The organism is Streptomyces sp. YJ-C3 (genome assembly GCF_053891275.1).
The window spans coordinates 4,856,869-4,872,829 of record NZ_CM132685.1 but is presented as its reverse complement, the minus strand read 5'-3'; the positions used below and the strand labels follow the sequence as shown (position 1 = coordinate 4,872,829).

11 protein-coding genes and 1 pseudogene are annotated in these 15,961 nt (G+C 70.4%); 4 read left to right on the top strand and 8 right to left on the bottom strand.

The features are described from left to right. Window positions 1-41: 41 nt before the first annotated feature. Both ACVHNB_RS21730 and ACVHNB_RS21725 read right to left on the bottom strand, forming a co-directional pair. Window positions 42-962: a carbohydrate ABC transporter permease gene (locus ACVHNB_RS21730; protein ID WP_428957057.1), complete on the bottom strand. Its 921-nt coding sequence runs from the start codon at window positions 960-962 to the stop codon at window positions 42-44. Then, a complete protein-coding gene (locus ACVHNB_RS21725; protein ID WP_428957058.1) occupies window positions 959-1,888 on the bottom strand; it encodes a carbohydrate ABC transporter permease in 930 nt (309 codons plus the stop codon). Before ACVHNB_RS21725 ends, ACVHNB_RS21730 begins: the two co-directional genes overlap by 4 nt. 399 nt (window positions 1,889-2,287) lie before the next feature. Here ACVHNB_RS21725 and ACVHNB_RS21720 point away from each other — a divergent pair, with 399 nt between their 5' ends. Further along, window positions 2,288-4,588, top strand: a complete 2,301-nt coding sequence (locus ACVHNB_RS21720; RefSeq protein ID WP_428957059.1) for an FAD-dependent oxidoreductase — start codon at window positions 2,288-2,290, stop codon at window positions 4,586-4,588. A 67-nt stretch (window positions 4,589-4,655) separates the two neighbouring features. Here ACVHNB_RS21720 and ACVHNB_RS21715 read toward each other — a convergent pair whose 3' ends face one another. Next, window positions 4,656-5,441, bottom strand: coding sequence for an IclR family transcriptional regulator (locus ACVHNB_RS21715; RefSeq protein ID WP_428957060.1), 786 nt, complete (start codon window positions 5,439-5,441; stop codon window positions 4,656-4,658). A gap of 111 nt (window positions 5,442-5,552) precedes the next feature. Beyond that, on the bottom strand, window positions 5,553-6,617 hold the full coding sequence (locus ACVHNB_RS21710) for a hypothetical protein (protein ID WP_428957061.1): 1,065 nt from the start codon (window positions 6,615-6,617) through the stop codon (window positions 5,553-5,555). Between the two features lie 552 nt (window positions 6,618-7,169). On the opposite strand from ACVHNB_RS21710, the gene ACVHNB_RS21705 reads away from it, so the two are divergent. The 3 genes and pseudogenes from ACVHNB_RS21705 (at window position 7,170) to ACVHNB_RS21695 (ending at window position 11,263) form a co-directional block, all read left to right on the top strand. Then, window positions 7,170-8,387, top strand: a complete 1,218-nt coding sequence (locus ACVHNB_RS21705) for a chitinase (protein WP_456225635.1) — start codon at window positions 7,170-7,172, stop codon at window positions 8,385-8,387. 406 nt (window positions 8,388-8,793) lie between these two features. Then, window positions 8,794-9,909 carry a hypothetical protein gene (locus ACVHNB_RS21700; RefSeq protein ID WP_456225634.1) on the top strand — a complete coding sequence of 372 codons (1,116 nt, stop codon included), beginning with the start codon at window positions 8,794-8,796 and terminating at the stop codon, window positions 9,907-9,909. Window positions 9,910-10,237: 328 nt separating this feature from the next. Then, window positions 10,238-11,263 (top strand): annotated as a pseudogene (locus tag ACVHNB_RS21695) (IS630 family transposase). On the opposite strand, the gene ACVHNB_RS21690 reads toward ACVHNB_RS21695, so the two are convergent. The 4 genes from ACVHNB_RS21690 to ACVHNB_RS21675 all read right to left on the bottom strand — a co-directional run bounded on the left by ACVHNB_RS21690 (window position 11,260) and on the right by ACVHNB_RS21675 (window position 15,907). Further along, the gene (locus ACVHNB_RS21690) at window positions 11,260-11,697 is read right to left on the bottom strand and encodes a GNAT family N-acetyltransferase (RefSeq protein WP_428957064.1); all 438 of its coding nucleotides are present in this window, start codon (window positions 11,695-11,697) and stop codon (window positions 11,260-11,262) included. The pseudogene ACVHNB_RS21695 and the gene ACVHNB_RS21690 overlap by 4 nt on opposite strands. Window positions 11,698-11,906: 209 nt before the next feature. Continuing rightward, on the bottom strand, window positions 11,907-13,553 hold the full coding sequence (gene ilvD, locus ACVHNB_RS21685; protein ID WP_456225633.1) for a dihydroxy-acid dehydratase: 1,647 nt from the start codon (window positions 13,551-13,553) through the stop codon (window positions 11,907-11,909). Window positions 13,554-13,651: 98 nt separating this feature from the next. After that, window positions 13,652-14,500: a fumarylacetoacetate hydrolase family protein gene (locus tag ACVHNB_RS21680; RefSeq protein ID WP_428957066.1), complete on the bottom strand. Its 849-nt coding sequence runs from the start codon at window positions 14,498-14,500 to the stop codon at window positions 13,652-13,654. A 33-nt stretch (window positions 14,501-14,533) separates the two neighbouring features. After that, on the bottom strand, window positions 14,534-15,907 hold the full coding sequence (locus ACVHNB_RS21675; protein ID WP_456225632.1) for a family 4 glycosyl hydrolase: 1,374 nt from the start codon (window positions 15,905-15,907) through the stop codon (window positions 14,534-14,536). Between the last annotated feature and the right edge of the window lie 54 nt (window positions 15,908-15,961).

Sequence of the window (15,961 nt, the reverse complement as noted above, 5' to 3'; positions counted from 1 at the left end):
AGGGAAAGTGCGTGGGGGAGGTGCGGGCGGATCCCGCGGGCTCAGCTCTTGACCGAACCGGCGGTCATCCCGCCGACCAGATAGCGCTGCAGGAACATGAAGGCGACGACCACCGGGACGGACACGATGAGCGAGGCCGCCATCAACTCGGGCCAGGCGGTCTGGAACTCGCCGATGTACGTGGAGACCAGCCCGGGCGGCAGGGTCTGCTTCTCCTTGTCGGCCAGCGTCACCGCGAAGATGAAATCGTTCCAGCCGCGGACGAAGGCGAACAGACCGGCGGCGATCATCCCGGGCGCGGCCAGCGGCGCCACGATGGAGTGCAGCGTGCGCCACCGGGACGCGCCGTCGATGGACGCCGCCTCCAGCAAGGCGTCCGGGATGGTGTCGAAGATGCCCTTCAGCATCCACACGCACAGCGGCATCGTGAACGTGGTGAAGGACAGCACCAGGGCCGTGTACGTGTTCAACAGGCCGAAGCTGGAGAACACGGCGTACAGCGTCACCAGCAGCAGCGCCTGGGGAAACATCTGCGACGCCAGCACCAGGTGCATCAGCGAACGCCGCCCGCGGTAGCGGAACTTGGAGAACGAGTAGCCCATGTACGTCGCGACGACCACGCTCAGCACGGCGGTGATCGAGGCCACGATCAGCGAGTTGACCAGGTACTTGATGAGCTGGTCGTTCTCGGCGAGCGCGGTGAAGTTGCTGAAGGTGAGGTCGGTGGGGATCAGCTTCGGCGGGAACTGAAAGGTCGACTCGGGGCTGCTCAGGGCGGTGGCCAGGAGCCAGTAGACCGGAAGGAGGCCGAAGGCGCCGATGACGAGGACCGCGGTCCAGGCGGCGATCCGCGAGCGCAGCAGGTCCTTGCGTATCCGGCGCCGCGCGGTGCGCCCGGCCGTCGTGGCGGCCGGCCGGGGCCGGTCGGCGTGGGACAGCGGGGTGGAGGTCGTGGAGGTCATCGGGCGTCGCCCTTCCGCTCGGTGATCCTGAGGTAGACGACGACGAGGACGAGCAGGAGCAGCATCCACAGACCGCCCAGCGCGGTCGCCCGGCCGATGTCGAAGCCCTTGAAGGCGGTCTGGTACACGGCGGTCGCGAAGGTCTCGGTGGAGCCGGCCGGGCCGCCGCCGGTGAGCACGTAGATGGTGTCGAAGTGCTGGAAGTTCCAGATGAACTCCAGGAGCAGCACGATCGAGGCGACACCGCGGACCTGTGGCCAGGTGACGGCGAAGAAGCGCCGGATCGAGCCCGCCCCGTCCATCGAGGCCGCCTCGTGCAGTTCCTTCGGCACGGTCTGCAGACCGGCCAGCAGCATGACCATCATCCAGGGGAAGCTCGCCCAGGTCTTGGTGACGATGACGGCGAGCATGGCGGTGCCGGGCTGGCCGAGCCAGGAGACGGACTCCTCGATGATCCCGGCCTTCATGAGGATGCCGTTCAGCACGCCGTAGTTCGCGTTGAAGATCCACATCCACAGGAAGGAGACCACCACGCCCGGGATCACCCACGGGAACAGGAACAGGCCGCGCAGGAAGCCACTGCCCTTCAGGCCCGAGTTCAGCGCGAGGGCCAGGGCGAAGCCGAGCACGAAGGGGACGAGCGTCGCGCCGACGGTGAAGATCAGCGTCTGCTTGAGGATCGTCAGGAAGTCGCCGCTCAGCCAGTACGCGAAGTTGTCCAGGCCGACGAACTCGCGGCCCGGAAGCCGCAGATCCTGCTTGAAGAAGCCGGTGAACAGCGCCGACAGCAGCGGGTAGACGATGATCGCCGCGAACAGGGCGAGCCCCGGTGCGGTCAGCAGCAGTGCGAACGCGCCGTTGGACAGCCGTCCGCCGGTCCGCTCACGGTGTGGAGCGGCCTTTTGAGGAGGTGCGGCCGTACTCATCGGTGGGTCCTCTCGAACGGGGCGGGAGCGGTGGCGCGGGGCGCGGCGCGGCGAACGAGCTGCGGGCCGCCCCGTTCCCTGCGTCGGCCGAAGCCCTGTGTGAATGACATGCATGCTCCATTGAATGCAAGTTGCACCATGCGGGATCGTTCTCCAGATGGTGCGACGGCGTCAACCCTTTTGGTCGGTGAATCACCGGTTCAAGGCGGGGCCGCGAACTAGCCCCACCTGCTGCGAACTTCGTCGTCGGCACGTGGCGGCAGTGTCATCGGCTGCGCCGGAAACGTACAACACATCCCACTGGCTGAACAGTAGTTGCACGATATGGATGTGATGTACGTTGAGGGCCGCTCCGCTCCGACGGACAGCGTCCGAGCTTCACACCAAGGAGGCCGCACCGTGCGGGAAGAAGAGGTCCATTACGACATCGCCGTCATCGGCGGCGGCCTGGCGGGGACCTGCGCGGCCATCGCCGCGGCCCGGCTCGGACGCCGCGTCGCCCTGGTCAACAACCGGCCCGTCCTGGGCGGCAACGCGAGCAGCGAGATCCGTGTCTGGGTCTGCGGGGCCACCGCCCACGGCGTGCACCGCTGGGCACGCGAGACGGGCATCATGGGCGAGCTGTACACCGAGAACCAGTACCGCAACCCCGAGGGGAACCCCTACTACTGGGACCAGGTCGTCCTCGACGCCGTCCGGGCCGAGCCGAACATCGACCTGTACCTCAACACCGACGTGCGCGAGGTCGACGCGAGCGGACCGGACGACGCACGCGAGGTGCACTCCTGCACCGGCTGGATGATGGGCTCCGAACGCCGCATCACCTTCCACGCGCACCAGTTCCTCGACTGCACGGGCGACGGCCTGCTCGGCCACCTCGCAGGGGCCCGCTACCGCATCGGCCGCGAGGCCCACGCGGAGTTCGGCGAACCCTGGGCGCCCGCCGAGGAGGACGAGGCACTGCTCGGCTCCACGATCCTGTTCCACACCAAGGACGTGGGCCGGCCGGTGAAGTTCGTGCCGCCCGCGTACGCCCGCGACCTCACCACCACCCCCATCCTGCGCAACCGTGTCCTGCGCACCGGGGACAACGGGTGCGACTACTGGTGGATCGAGTGGGGCGGCGAGCTGGACACCGTCCACGACAACGAGCGCATCCGCGACGAACTCCAAGCCGTGATCATGGGGATCTGGGACCACATCAAGAACTCGGGGGAGTTCCCGGACGCCGAGAACCTGACGCTGGAATGGGTCGGCAGCCTCCCCGGCAAGCGCGAGTACCGCCGCTTCCTCGGGGACCACGTGCTGACCCAGCAGGACATCCTGGAACAACGACAGTTCGCGGACCGGATCGCCTTCGGCGGCTGGTCCGTCGACCTCCACCCCGTGCAGGGCATGTACGCCGATGAGCCGGGCGCCCGGCAGCGGTACGCGGACGGCGTCTTCCACATCCCGCTGCGCTCCCTGTACTCGGCGAACGTCACCAACCTTTACTTCGCCGGGCGCAACATCTCCGCGACCCACATCGCCTTCGGTGCCACTCGTGTCATGGCGACCTGTGCCACGCTCGGCGAGGCCGCCGGTACGGCCGCCGCGCTGTGCGTCGCCGAAGGGCTCAGCCCGCGCGAACTCGCCACGAAGCACCCGGAGCTGGTCCGCCGCACCCTGCTGCGTCAGGACGCCTCGGTCATCGGCCTCGCCGACGACGACCCCGACAACCTGGCGCGCACGGCGCGGGTCAGCGCCTCCTCACACCTCGGTCGGCTGGCCGCCGAACCCTCGCCGACCGCGCCGGGTGAGCCCTACCCGCTCACCCGGGACCTCGCACTGCTGCTGCCGGTCGACCCCGCCCTCGACACCGTCGACCTGCTCGTCCACGGCGCCCCGGGCGATCGGCCGAGCGAACTCACCGTGGAGTTGTGGGGGACGGGCCGCCCCGAGAACGCGGTGCCCGTCGATCACCTGCTCACCACCACCGTGACCGTCCCGGCCGGCGGCCCCCACTGGGTCACGGCCCGCCTCGGACACCGCCCGGACAGTCCGGAGAACGTCGTCCTGATCGTGCGTGCCTGCCCGGACACGGCGCTGGTTCTCGTCCCCGAGCGCACCGACGGCGTCCTCGCGCTCCGCAGCAGGGTCGAGGGGGACGCGGCCGTCGACCACGACATCCCCGAGGAAGAGGGGCAGTTGGTCCTGGAGTGGCAGGCCCGCGGTCTGCGCCGCCGGACCTTCGCCTTCCGCGCGAGCCCGGACACCGCGGCGTTCCTGCCCGAGCGGGCCGTCGGCGGCTTCCAGCGCGCTTACGGGGGGCCGCAGATGTGGGCGTCCGAGCCACTGCCCGACCCGGAGCGGGCCGCGCAGTGGCTGCGCCTCGACTGGGGCAAGGAGCAGCGGCTCACCGAGGCACGGCTGGTGTTCGACGACGACGTCGACGAGTACCTGAACAACCTGCACCGCCACCGCACCCCGTTCGAGGTCATGCCGGAACTGGTCCGCGACTACCGCATCCAGAGCCGCGAGCCCGACGGCACCTGGCACACACTGCTGACGGTGACGGACAACCGCCGCCGCCACCGTGTGCACGAGCTGAACGGTGCGGACGGTGAGCCCGTGCGCACCGACGCGCTCCGGCTCGTGGTGGACGCGACGCACGGGGCGCGGCAGGCGCACGTGATCGCGTTCAAGGCGTACGGCGCATAGCGGCACGGCGAAGGGGCCCGGTGAAGGCCGAACCACCTTCACCGGGCCCCTTCGCCGTGCGTGCGCTTCAAAGGGCGCCGAGTGCCTGGCTGATGGCGTCGGCTGCCTCGATGACCTCGCGGACGAGAGCGGGACGCTGCTCGGCTTCGGTGTGGTCGCCGAGGAGAGACGTGGGGCCCCACAGGGAAATGGCGGCGACGACGTCCCCCGAGGCGTCCCGCACGGGCGCAGCGAGGGAGGCGCGGCCCAGGGCGCGCTCCTCGGCTTCGATCGCGTAGCCGGTGCGGCGGACGGTGTCGATCTCGGTGTCGAGGACGTCGTGGCTGGTCGTCGTGTAATCGGTGTGTGCGGCCAGGGGCTCGGGAAGCAGCTTGCGGCGTTCCTTGGGAGTGAGGCCGGCGAGGAGGCACTTGCCGATGCTGGTGGCGTGCAGCGGGGCGGTGTGCCCGGCCTGCGTATAGGACTTCGGGGCGCGGGTCCCCTCGAAGTTGCACAGGAACATCAGCTCGGTGTCGCGGCGCACGGCGACATTGGCCCCCAGCCCGGTGCGGGTGGCGAGGTCCTGGAGGACCATACGGGCGGCGCGGTGCACGGGATGGCGATTGGCGGCGGTCGCGGCGAGCGGCAGGATGCCGAGGCTGAGGCGGTAGAGGTTGCTGACCGGATCGCGCTCGACCATGTCGAGCCGCTCCAGGGTGGACAGCAGGCGCGAGGTGGTCGACGAGCCCAGTCCGGTGAGTTCGGCGACGTCGGAGACCCGCAGCTCGGCACGACCGGAATCGAGTGCGCGCAGCACCGAGACCGCCCGTTCGACACTCTGGTTCGTCCCGGTGTCGGTCGCCCGCGTAGCCATGACCCTCCTCATTTTGCAAACCGCTTGCACAATCTGCATCAGCATATAGCGTCCGCCCGAGGGCCGTACCGAGAATCCGCCCTGTTCGCCGCGAGGAAAGAGCGGCAGGCGTCACTCGTACATGACGTAGGACGGACGCGGGGTCAGAGCCAGCACCTCGTCGGGTGTCATGAGGCGGCCGCCGCCCTCGGTGTCCTCCTCGAAGAACAGCTTGAAGCCGGTGTGCAGGCGTGGCGGCATCGAGTCGACAAGCCGTTTCCACGTCTCGCGCTTGAGGTGCGGAGAGCCGATTCCGTCGGCGCACTTGACGACGGCGACCCCCTTGGGAACCTTCAGGCGGTGCTCGTCGCGGACGACCGACTCGGCGACCTGGTGGTACACGAACACCTTCTCCGGGAGATCGTGCTCGTCGACGAGAGAGGCGAGATAGGCGGCGATCCGGGTGAGTTCGCCGCCGGTGGTGTGGCCGTAGGTGTCGCCCGGTATCTGCCCGGAGCTCATCTCCCATTCCGGGTCCAGGGCGATGCCGACGTCCGGCTGGACGAGCCACTCCTTGAGAGCCTTCACCTCGGCGAGGGGATCGGCGCGGCCCGGCTGGATGTTCAGCAGGAGCAGCCCCCGGTGGTCGCGGGCGGCCTTGTGGAACGTACGGATCGTCTCGTCGGGGGTGCGGCTGCGGTAGGTGCCGTCGGGTCCGGGCCCGGAGTTGGCGACGACGGCCAGCAGCTCGAGGACCGGCAACGGCGTGCGGTCGTCCGAGTAGGCGCGGCCCCGCTTCTCCAGCTCGTCGACACGGTCGTCGAGGTCGCCTGTGCCGAGCCGGCCGAGGGCGGCGGCACCGGGCAGTCCGCAGTAGCCGACGAGCCGGTGCGCGGGGAAGACCTCGCGTCCGCCGCGCGGCAGTTCGGGCCGTCGGTGGGTGGCCCGCGGTGAGGGCGTGTGTGAGGTGCGTGCGGTGGAGGGGGTCGGGCTCGGGGTGCTGTTCCGGGCATCGGATGTGGTGTTGCAGCCGGTGGCGAGGGCGGCCGCGCCCGCGGCCCCTGCGGTGAAGAGCGCGCGCCGACGCAGGTCGGCCGGCCCTGAGCTCGAGTTGTCGGTGTGGCAGTCTGCCCGCACCTCGCCTCCCGTCCGCTGCCGGGCCGCGTACCGCGTGCCGCGGCGGCTTGCCGTGGTCATTGTCGACGGGACGCATTGCCACAGGGCGAGGCGGCAAAACGTGCGCTGACGGGGTCCGATCGGGGAGGCCGGCCGGCGGTGCGGTGACGCGGGCGGCAGCGCGACGGGTGCCGGTCCGGAAAGCGCCGGGGCGGTGCGCGGGCGGGCGCGGAGTTGTCTCGTGCCGCACGGTCCGGCCCCGCACCGGGCGGCTCCGCACCCGCCAGGTCAGGGGTCGTCCGGCTTCGACCGGCGGATGATCGGGACGGCCCTTCTCGGAGGGCGATCGCGCAGAGAACGTGCCGCGGAGCCCGCCGCGCAGGAGCACTGTCTGGCCGTGAGGCGCTACGAGCGGCGTCGACAGCCCCTATTGCCGGGGCAGTACCTCGCCCCGGCACGGTTCACGTCACTCCGAGAGCCGGAACGGGTAGCTCTCGCCCGCTCCGCGCGGCCGCAGGCAAAGAAAGAGCATGGTCTAGTCCAAAGCATCCTTTGGTCCAGTCCAATCCGTTGACGTGTTCGTATCACTCTCAACAAGCTGTCTCGACTCGCCCCCCGAGCAGGAGGAACAGAGTGAGACGACTTCGCGCATGCCTGGGCGCCGCCACCGCCATCACCACCGTCGCGCTGGCCACGACCGCGTTCGTGGCGTCCAACGCATCAGGCGCCTCGACCGAGCTGAGCAACCGCTGGTACGCCGCGGCCCCCTTTCTGATGCCGCTCGACAACGACCCGCCGGACGCGGGCGCCATCATGGACGCCTCCGGGCTCAAGGCCTTCCAGCTCGCCTTCATCCTCGCGCCCAGCGGGGGCGGCTGTTCGCCGACCTGGGACGGTACGGCGCCGGTGTCCTCCGACACCGCGGTCAAGTCGGTGATCGACGCGATCCGCGCCAAGGGCGGCGACGTCTCCGTGTCCATCGGCGGCTACAACGGGACCAAGCTCGGCCAGGCCTGCTCGGACGCCGCGTCCACCGCGGCCGCGTACCAGCAGGTCATCACCAAGTACGGGCTGCGTGCGATCGACTTCGACCTGGAGGAGCCCGAGTACGAGAACACGGCGGCCATCAAGAACGAGATCGGCGCCGCCAAGATCCTCCAGCAGAACAACCCCGGCCTCTACGTCTCCGTCACCACCGCGGGCACGGCGGACGGCACCGGCTGGTTCGGCAAGCAGATGCTGCTGGAGGCGAAGTCCCAGGGCTTCACGCCGAACAACTTCTCCATCATGCCGTTCGACGGCGGCTTCAACGGCGCGGCTTCGCAGACCGGCGCCCTGACGAACTTCAACCAGATCCTGCAGTCCACCTTCGGCTGGGACCAGGCCACCGCCTACGCCCACGAGGGCTTCTCCGGCATGAACGGCCGCAGCGACACGGGCGAGATGTTCACCCAGGCAGACTTCCAGACGGTTCTCGACTACGCGACGAACCACAACATGGACCGCTTCACCTTCTGGTCCCTCAACCGCGACCGCCAGTGCTCCCCGCCCGACAACGGCGGCCGCACCTCCGGCACCTGCTCCAGCGTCACGCAGAACGCGTGGGACTTCGCCAAGTACTCGGTGAAGTTCGCCGGCGCCACGCCGCCCGCCACGACACCGCCCCCGACCGGCGGCACCACGACCCCGCCCGCCACCGGCTGCAAGACGCAGTGGAGCGCGACGGCGACGTACACCGCGGGCAACGAGGTCGGCTACAACGGCCACAACTGGAAGGCCAAGTGGTGGACCCAGAACGAGAAGCCCGGCGCCGCCGAGTGGGGCCCGTGGCAGGACGAGGGCGCCTGCTGACCGGGCCCTGAGACGTGGCCGCGCCGCCGTCTCCGCTGACCGCGGACGGCGGCGCGGCCGCCCCCGGATCATCGGCCCCCCCGGCCGGCACGACCCCGCCGCTCAGTGGAACTCATGCACCACTTGGATCTCGCCGACGATGTGGGCGTTGAACTCGTCCCAGGTCCAACTCCTCGGGGCCGGTGGGGCGCCACAGGGTCGTCGAGCGCTGGCTGGTCATGCGGCTCGGCCTCCGGGTTCAGCCGGTCGCTGGGCCGGCCGGTCGGACGATATCGGCCCGAAGCTTCGTGGCGCGGCCTGCCGATCAGGCGGCCGGTCACCGAATCGAGATGACCAAGAGTCCGGAAGGTGCCCTTCCGCGATGCTGAGCTGCGAGGATGGCGCGATGGTGAGGCTGAGAAGGCGCGTGTTCACAGTCGCCGCGGCGGTCGTGAGCGTCATGTCCCTGGCGTTGACCGCGTGTGCGCAGAGCGACTCCGGGGTCGGCAGCGGCGACCGCGAGGCGGCGTACAAGCGTGTCATCAAGGACCCGCACCCGAGTCCTGACGCCGTCATCGAGGCGGCCGGCGCACCGGCCGGGGTGGCGCGGGCGGGCGACGGCTCCCTGCTGCTGTCGTACAACGCGCGCTCCATCGGGGACGACGAGGGCCCGGCGGCCGCCGCCTGGCGGATCGTCTCGCCGGCCGGCCGCACGGTCGCGCAGCAGGCGTGGCACGCGAACGTGGAGGATCAGCCGGACCAGTACATCGGCGTGCGCGACGGCTTCGTCCGCTGGCACCGCAGCAGCCGGGGCGCGGAGAGCGCGTACGCGCTCGACGTACGCGGCAAGCGGCACAAGGTCACCGCGTCGGACCGCGCGCTGAGCACCCGCCCCGGCGACATCGTCCTCCACGAGGGGATGCCGACTCGCTTCTACCGCCCCGCCAACCGCACCATGGCGGCCCCGGCCGGCGCACCGGAATACGGAGACTTCGCGCTGGACGAGCGCGGCTCGGTCTGGTTCGTGGACCAGTCGCGGATGCCCAACCGCGTCGTGCAGCAACGCGACGGGCGCACCCTCACCTCCATGCCGATGCCCAAGCCGTACACCAGCGGCGGCGCCGTCACCGCGGCGGGCGGCACGACGGCGTTGGCCTTGCTCCGCGGCGGCCCCAACGGCACGGTCCGAGGCCTGATGGTGACCGCGGACGACGGCGCGCACTGGCGCAACCTCACCGGGGGCGGCATCCCCTGGCAGGACCTCCAGCGCGATGTGGTGTTCCTGGTACTGCGGGCGCTGCCGGACGGGCGGCTGCTCGTCGGCGAGAAGGGGGGCCGCTGCTGGCTCGCCGACGACCGCTCGAACCGGGCCTTTCACCAGCTCAAGACCCCGGTGCCGTTTACCTCGTTCACCGTCCAGGGCAAGACGCTGTACGGCATCGCGGACGCGACGACGGCGACGTACGACCTGGTGAAGGGCGAGGGGCTGTACGCCTCGGACGACGGTGGGCGCACGTGGCGGCGGCAGGGGAAGCGCGGCTGACTTGTCGGAGGGCGTTGTTACGTTGGCCCGATGATGGCCGACATCCGTTCTCAGTAAAGGTTGACGGTTCTCGCTGACCTTTGTCGGCGCCACCGCACGCCATCCCGTACCAGTTCACAAGAACACACCGCAGGTCACAGCCCTCACCGCTACCCTGCGGGCCAACCGAAACGCTCAGCCGGGCCAACCACAGCACTCAGGGGCCAACTGAAGCGCTCAGTCACAGGCAGTTGAGGCTGCTTGCTGCACGAGGCGTTGACATGGCCCTCGCCGGGCGTTCGATCGAAGTGTCAGCATCGTCCGTCCACCCGGCGAGGTTGTGGTCAGTGTGCGCCCGCCCACCGTGTTCGCCAACGCCTCCGGCCGTGAGTGCGAGAGGTTGCGCGGCCTGCTGCGCGGTCCTGGCCGCTCGATGGTTCGGGCGGTGATGGTGCTGCTGTCCCTGCATGGCCTGCCTCCCGCGGAGATTTCCTCGCTGTTGGGGTACGACCCGGCCACGGTGCGGCGGTGGATCGACCGCTTCAACGCCCATGGTGTGGCCGGCCTGGAGGACCGGCCCCGCAGCGGACGGCCGCGGCTGGGCGGGCGCCGGCTGACCGGGCGGATTGCCGCACTGCTGGAGCGGCCCTGGCCGTGGAGGTGCGTCGGCCGCACCACTACCTGGGCCGACCAAAGGTCAGCCGCCGCACCCTGAACCGGCGCCTGCGCGAGGTGGCCGTGTGGCGGCGGCCGAAGCTGATCGCCCGCGGTGATCCACACCGGGACGCCATCCTGGCCGCCCTGCGCCGCCGCATGGCACTGCTTCCCGTCGGCGCGAAGGTCTTCACCGCCGATAAAACGCATGTGCACCTGCGGCCCCACGTCCGTGCCCGCTGGACCCTGCCCCGCCACCGCCCCGAAGTCCTCACCCCGGGCAGGAATCGCCAGGTCACCGTGCTGGGTGCGCTGGAGGTGACCTCCGGCACCTTCTTCTACCGACTCGGGCGCCGCTGTGCGGCCGACTTCCTCGCCCTGCTTCAGCAGCTCCTGGCCGCCTATCCCGATGCCCCGGCCCTCGCCATCGTGTGTGACAACGACCAGATCCACCACGCCCGCGCGGTCCGCGACTTCATCGCCGACCACCCCGGCGTGCACCTGTGGTTCAGCGCCCGCTACAGCCCGCACGACAACCCGACCGAACGGATCTGGGCCGCCCTGAAGACCTTCATCGCGAACACCGCAGTGTCCTGGCCCGGCCGCAAACGACAGATCCATGCCTTCTTCCGCAGCCGATCACCGGATCAGAACCTGGCCACCCTGGACAAGCCCCTGGTTCCCCACGAGATACCGACAGGACTTCTGGAAAGCCGCTTAGTCGCCCATCGTGAACCGGAAGACCGTCGAGTCGCGCGCCACGAAGCCGAGTCGTTCATAAAGCCGGTTCGCTGCCGCACGGTCCGGACGTGAGGTGAGGTCCACCGTCCTCGCTCCCGCCTCACGAGCAAGTTCCAGCGCCCGTCGGGTGAGTTCTGCCGCGACCCCCTGACCCCTTGCCGCGCTGTCGACGACCACATCCTCGATCCGGGCCCGGACTCCGGACGGCACAGGGAACAGCACCAACGTCAGCGTCCCGACGATCTCTTGGGCCACGCGGGCCACCAGCACCGTGTTGGCATCGCAGCTCAGAATCCGTTCGACAGCCGCGGAGTCCAGCGGCTTCGCTGACGTCGACAGCTGGGGCAGCAAACGGCCGAACGCCTCCACGAGCTCCTTGCCCGGCTGCCGCACGACCTCTACTTCAACGCTCATGCCGAGGAGACTATCGATCGTCTCCGGCCGACCTTGTCGTCTTCGGTTCCGGAGACGAGCTGCGCACCTCGTCAGAACCACCGCTGTCTCCGTGCATCCCAGCTGTCGAAGACGGCAGCAGCGGGTGCGTCGGACCCTGAGGGCCCGACGCACCCGGCTCCCGTGTCAGGCGATGACGGCGGCTTCTCGCGTGGAACGAGGGAGCCCGTTCACACCGTCACCGCACCGTCCGACGCCGAACCGACGACCGCCGCGTACTTGCTGAGCACCCCCCGCTCGACAGGGCGCGGCGGACGCGACCAGCGGGCCCGGCGCTCGGCCAGTTCCTCGGCCGGGACGTCGAGGTCGAGCGCGTTGCGGGCGGAGTCGACCATGACCGTGTCGCCGTCCTCGACGAACGCGATGGGGCCGCCGTGCCAGGCCTCGGGAGCGACATGGCCGATCACCAGGCCGCGTGAGACGCCGCTGAACCGACCGTCGGTGACCAGCGTGACGGCGTCGCCGAGCCCTTGTCCCACCAGGGCGCCGGTGATCGACAGCATCTCCCGCATACCGGGGCCGCCGGCCGGACCCTCGTACCGGACGATCACCACGTCGCCCTCGGTGATCCGGCCGCCCTGGATGGCCTCGAAGCACTCTTCCTCGGAGTCGAAGACCCGCGCCGGGCCCTGGCGTACGAAGTCGGGACGCCCGCCCAGCTTCAGGACACACCCGTCCGGGGAGAGCGAGCCGCGCAGGATCGCGAGCGCGCCCGCCGGCTTCACGGGGGACTTCACCGACGTGACGACCGCCTGTCCCTCCGTCTCGGTGGTCGACGACGCCACGTCCGCCGGTGAGCGGCCGTCGACCAGGGTCACCGAGTCGCGCAGCACGCCCGCCTCCAGCAGGCGCGCCGCGACGAGCGAGGTGCCGCCGGCCCGCCACAGGTCCGCGGCCGTGTAGGGGCCGGCGGGCTTGAGGGCCGTGATGATGGGGACCTGGCGGCACACCTCGCCGATCCGGTCGATGGCCAGGTCGATGCCGGCCTCGCGGGCGATGGCGAGCAGGTGCAGGACGGCGTTCGTGGAACCGCCCATGGCGGCCACGGAGACGATCGCGTTGTGGAAGGCGTCCTCCGTGAGGATCGAGGACGGGCGCAGGCCGCGTGACAGTACGTCGAGGGCGAGCTCGCCGACACGTTCGGCCGCGGCCGTCTTCTCCTGGGCCGTGGCGGGGATGTCGCCCACGCCGAAGGGCGCGAGGCCGAGGAAGTCGGCGACGGTGCCCATCGTGTTCGCGGTGTACTGCGCCGCGCACGTTCCGGCGCCGGGGCAGGCGTGCCGGGCGAGGTCGTCCACGTCCTCCTGGCTGACCCGGCCCACGGCCCGCTCGCCGAGGGCCTCCCACATGTCCTGGATGGTCACCTCGCGCCCGCGCCACGTGCCCGGCATCATGCTGCCGCTGTAGAGGAGCACGGACGGGATGTCGAGCCGTGCCATCGCCATCATGGCGGCGGGCACCGTCTTGTCGCAGCCGACGATGCAGACCACGGCATCGAACTGGTGGGCCCGTCCCATGAGTTCGATGGAGTCGGCAATGACCTCCCGGCTGACCAGCGAGGCCCGCATGCCGGGGGTGCCCATCGTCAGGTTGTCCGAGACGGCGACGGTGTTGAACTCCATGGGCTGACCGCCCGCCCGGCGCACGCCCGTGGCGACGTGGCGTGCCAGGTCACGGTGCGTCAGGTTGCAGGGCATCGTCCCGGTCCAGGTCGAGGCGATACCGACGGTGGGACGTCGCATCTCCTCGTCGCTCAGGCCCATCGCGTAGAGATGCGAGCGGGCCGGTGCGCGGTCGGGGTCGTCGGCGATGTTCATTGCGGCTCCTTCGTCGCGAAGTCGGGGGTGGCGGCCTCCTCCGGCCTGGGGGTGGGGCGGAGGAGGCCGCACAGGGACGGCGGCAGGTCCTGCCGCCGTCAGTCGGTGACGTGGATCGGGTTGCGCAGCCGGCCGATGCCCTCGACCTCGACCTCCACGACGTCGCCGTCCCGCAGCCACAGCTGCGGATCGCGGCCCATGCCGACGCCGTGCGGGGTACCCGTGGCGATGACGTCGCCGGGGTGCAGCGTCATGTACCGGGACAGGTAGGCGATGGTCTCGGCCACGCCGAAGATCATCTCCTTGGTCGAACTGTCCTGCACCGTCTCGCCGTTGACACGGGCCGAGATGGCCAGACCCTGCGGGTCCGGCACATCGTCGGCGGTGACGATCCACGGGCCGAGCGGGCAGAAGCCGTCGAAGTTCTTGCCGCGGAACCACTGCCCGTCGGAGAACTGCGCGTCCCGGGCGGACACGTCGTTGGCCACGGTGTAGCCGAAGACGTACGACGACGCCTCCTCGACGCTCACGTCGCGCGCCGTGCGGCCGATGACGACGGCCAGCTCGGCCTCCCAGTCCAGCTGCTCGGTGCTGCCGCGCGGCACGCTGACCGTGGCGGTGGGGCCGGTCAGGCAGTGCGCGGTCTTGACGAACGCCAGCGGGACCTTCGGGGTGTCCAGGCCGGTCTCGCGGATGTGGTCGGCGTAGTTCAGTCCGATGCAGATGATCTTCTGCGGGGCGGTGAGCGGGCCGAGCAGTTCCACGTCGGCGAGCGGCACCCCCGCCACGTCGGCGCTCAGCGTCTGTTCGGCCGTCCCGTCCGCGATCAGGTCGCGCACGGCATCGGACATGTGCCGCTCGTCCTCCGCCACGACGGGGAACACGGTGTCCCCGTCCACCCGGGCCGCCAGGACCCGGCCCTCGTACCGCACTCGGGCAATCTTCACAGTCTCTCCAGGCTCGTCGGTGGGAGGGCGGGGTCAGGCGAAGCGGGGCAGGAAACGGCTCTGCGCGTGCAGCAGTTCGTCCGTCAGGGCGGCGGCCGCGTCCCGGTCGGTGACGGCGCCGTCGGCGATGACGGCCTCGACCGCCAGGTCGCGATCGCCCGTCATCGCGGCCTCGACCGCGAGGTCCACGGGTGCCAGGCGCCGGGCGAGGATCGCGGTCAGCGGCGCGGACAGGTCGGGGACCCGCAGCTGACGCAGACCCCGCGCCGTGGCGACCGCCGGGATCTCCAGGGCGGCCCCGTCCGGCAGGCCCGGGACACTGCCCCGGTTCGGGACGTTCACCGAGAACATCTCCCGCCGGTCGAACGTGATCGACCGGATGATCGCCAGAAGCTGCTCCTGCTCACCGGTGGACCGGTCGAACGCGGACTCGTCGAGCGGTACGTCCCCCTCGGCCTGGGTGCGCATCGACTGGTAGCGCTCCTCGCCCCACGCGAGGATCTCCGGCACGGAGAACGCGTCGACGCCCAGCTTCTTTCCGTAGTAGTCGCCGCTCGCCCAGCGCTCCGGGAAGAACTCCACGACGTGCCGGTCGTTGGCCGCCGGGTACGCGCCGTACGTGCGGAAGAACTCCCAGGAGAACGGGTTGTGCCACGCCTTGCCGTTCTCCCAGATCGCCCCGATGTCGTCCGGGTGCGCCGGCTCGGCGAGCTCGCGCTCCATCCGCTCCCGCACGGCGGGCCAGGCGTCCTGGCCGCGGTGGCGGAAGTCGTAGATGAACGTGAGGTGGTTGATCCCCGCGTACAGGGTCGACGTCTCCTCGAACGGCAACCCGGCGAACGCCGCGAGCTCCCGCTGCACGTGGTGCATCCCGTGGCACAGACCGATGACCTCGGCGCCCGCGTGACGGGTCATCGCCTGGATGTTGGCGGTCATCGGGTTGCTGTAGTTGAAGAAGTAGGCGTCCGGCGCGAGTTCGACGACGTCGCGCGCGATGTCGACCATGACGGGCGTGGTGCGCAGCAGCCGGGAGATGCCGCCGGGCAGCACCGAGTCGCCGACCGGCTGGAAGACGCCGTGCCGCTGGCAGATCTCGTGGTCCGTCTGCCATGCGGGCCTGCCGCCGACGCCCACGCACGTGACGACGTAGTCAGCGCCGGGCAGTTCGCCGCGCCGGTCGGTGGACGACCGTACGGTGATGCGCTTCTCGGCGCCGCGCGCCTCGACCATGCGCTCGGCGAGGCGGGCGGTGACCGAGAGCGCCTCGGGGTTGACGTCGACGAGCCGGATCTCCCAGGAGCCGAGGTCGTCCGCGCCGATCAGATCGGCGAGCAGGCCGCGGGTGAAGACGGCGCTGCCGGCGCCGATGAGCACGAGGGAACGTCGGTCGGGATTGCTGGCTGACACGAACTTGTCCTTTCGGGTGCGTCCGACGGCCCGTCCCGGGGGAGGGGCGGCGGA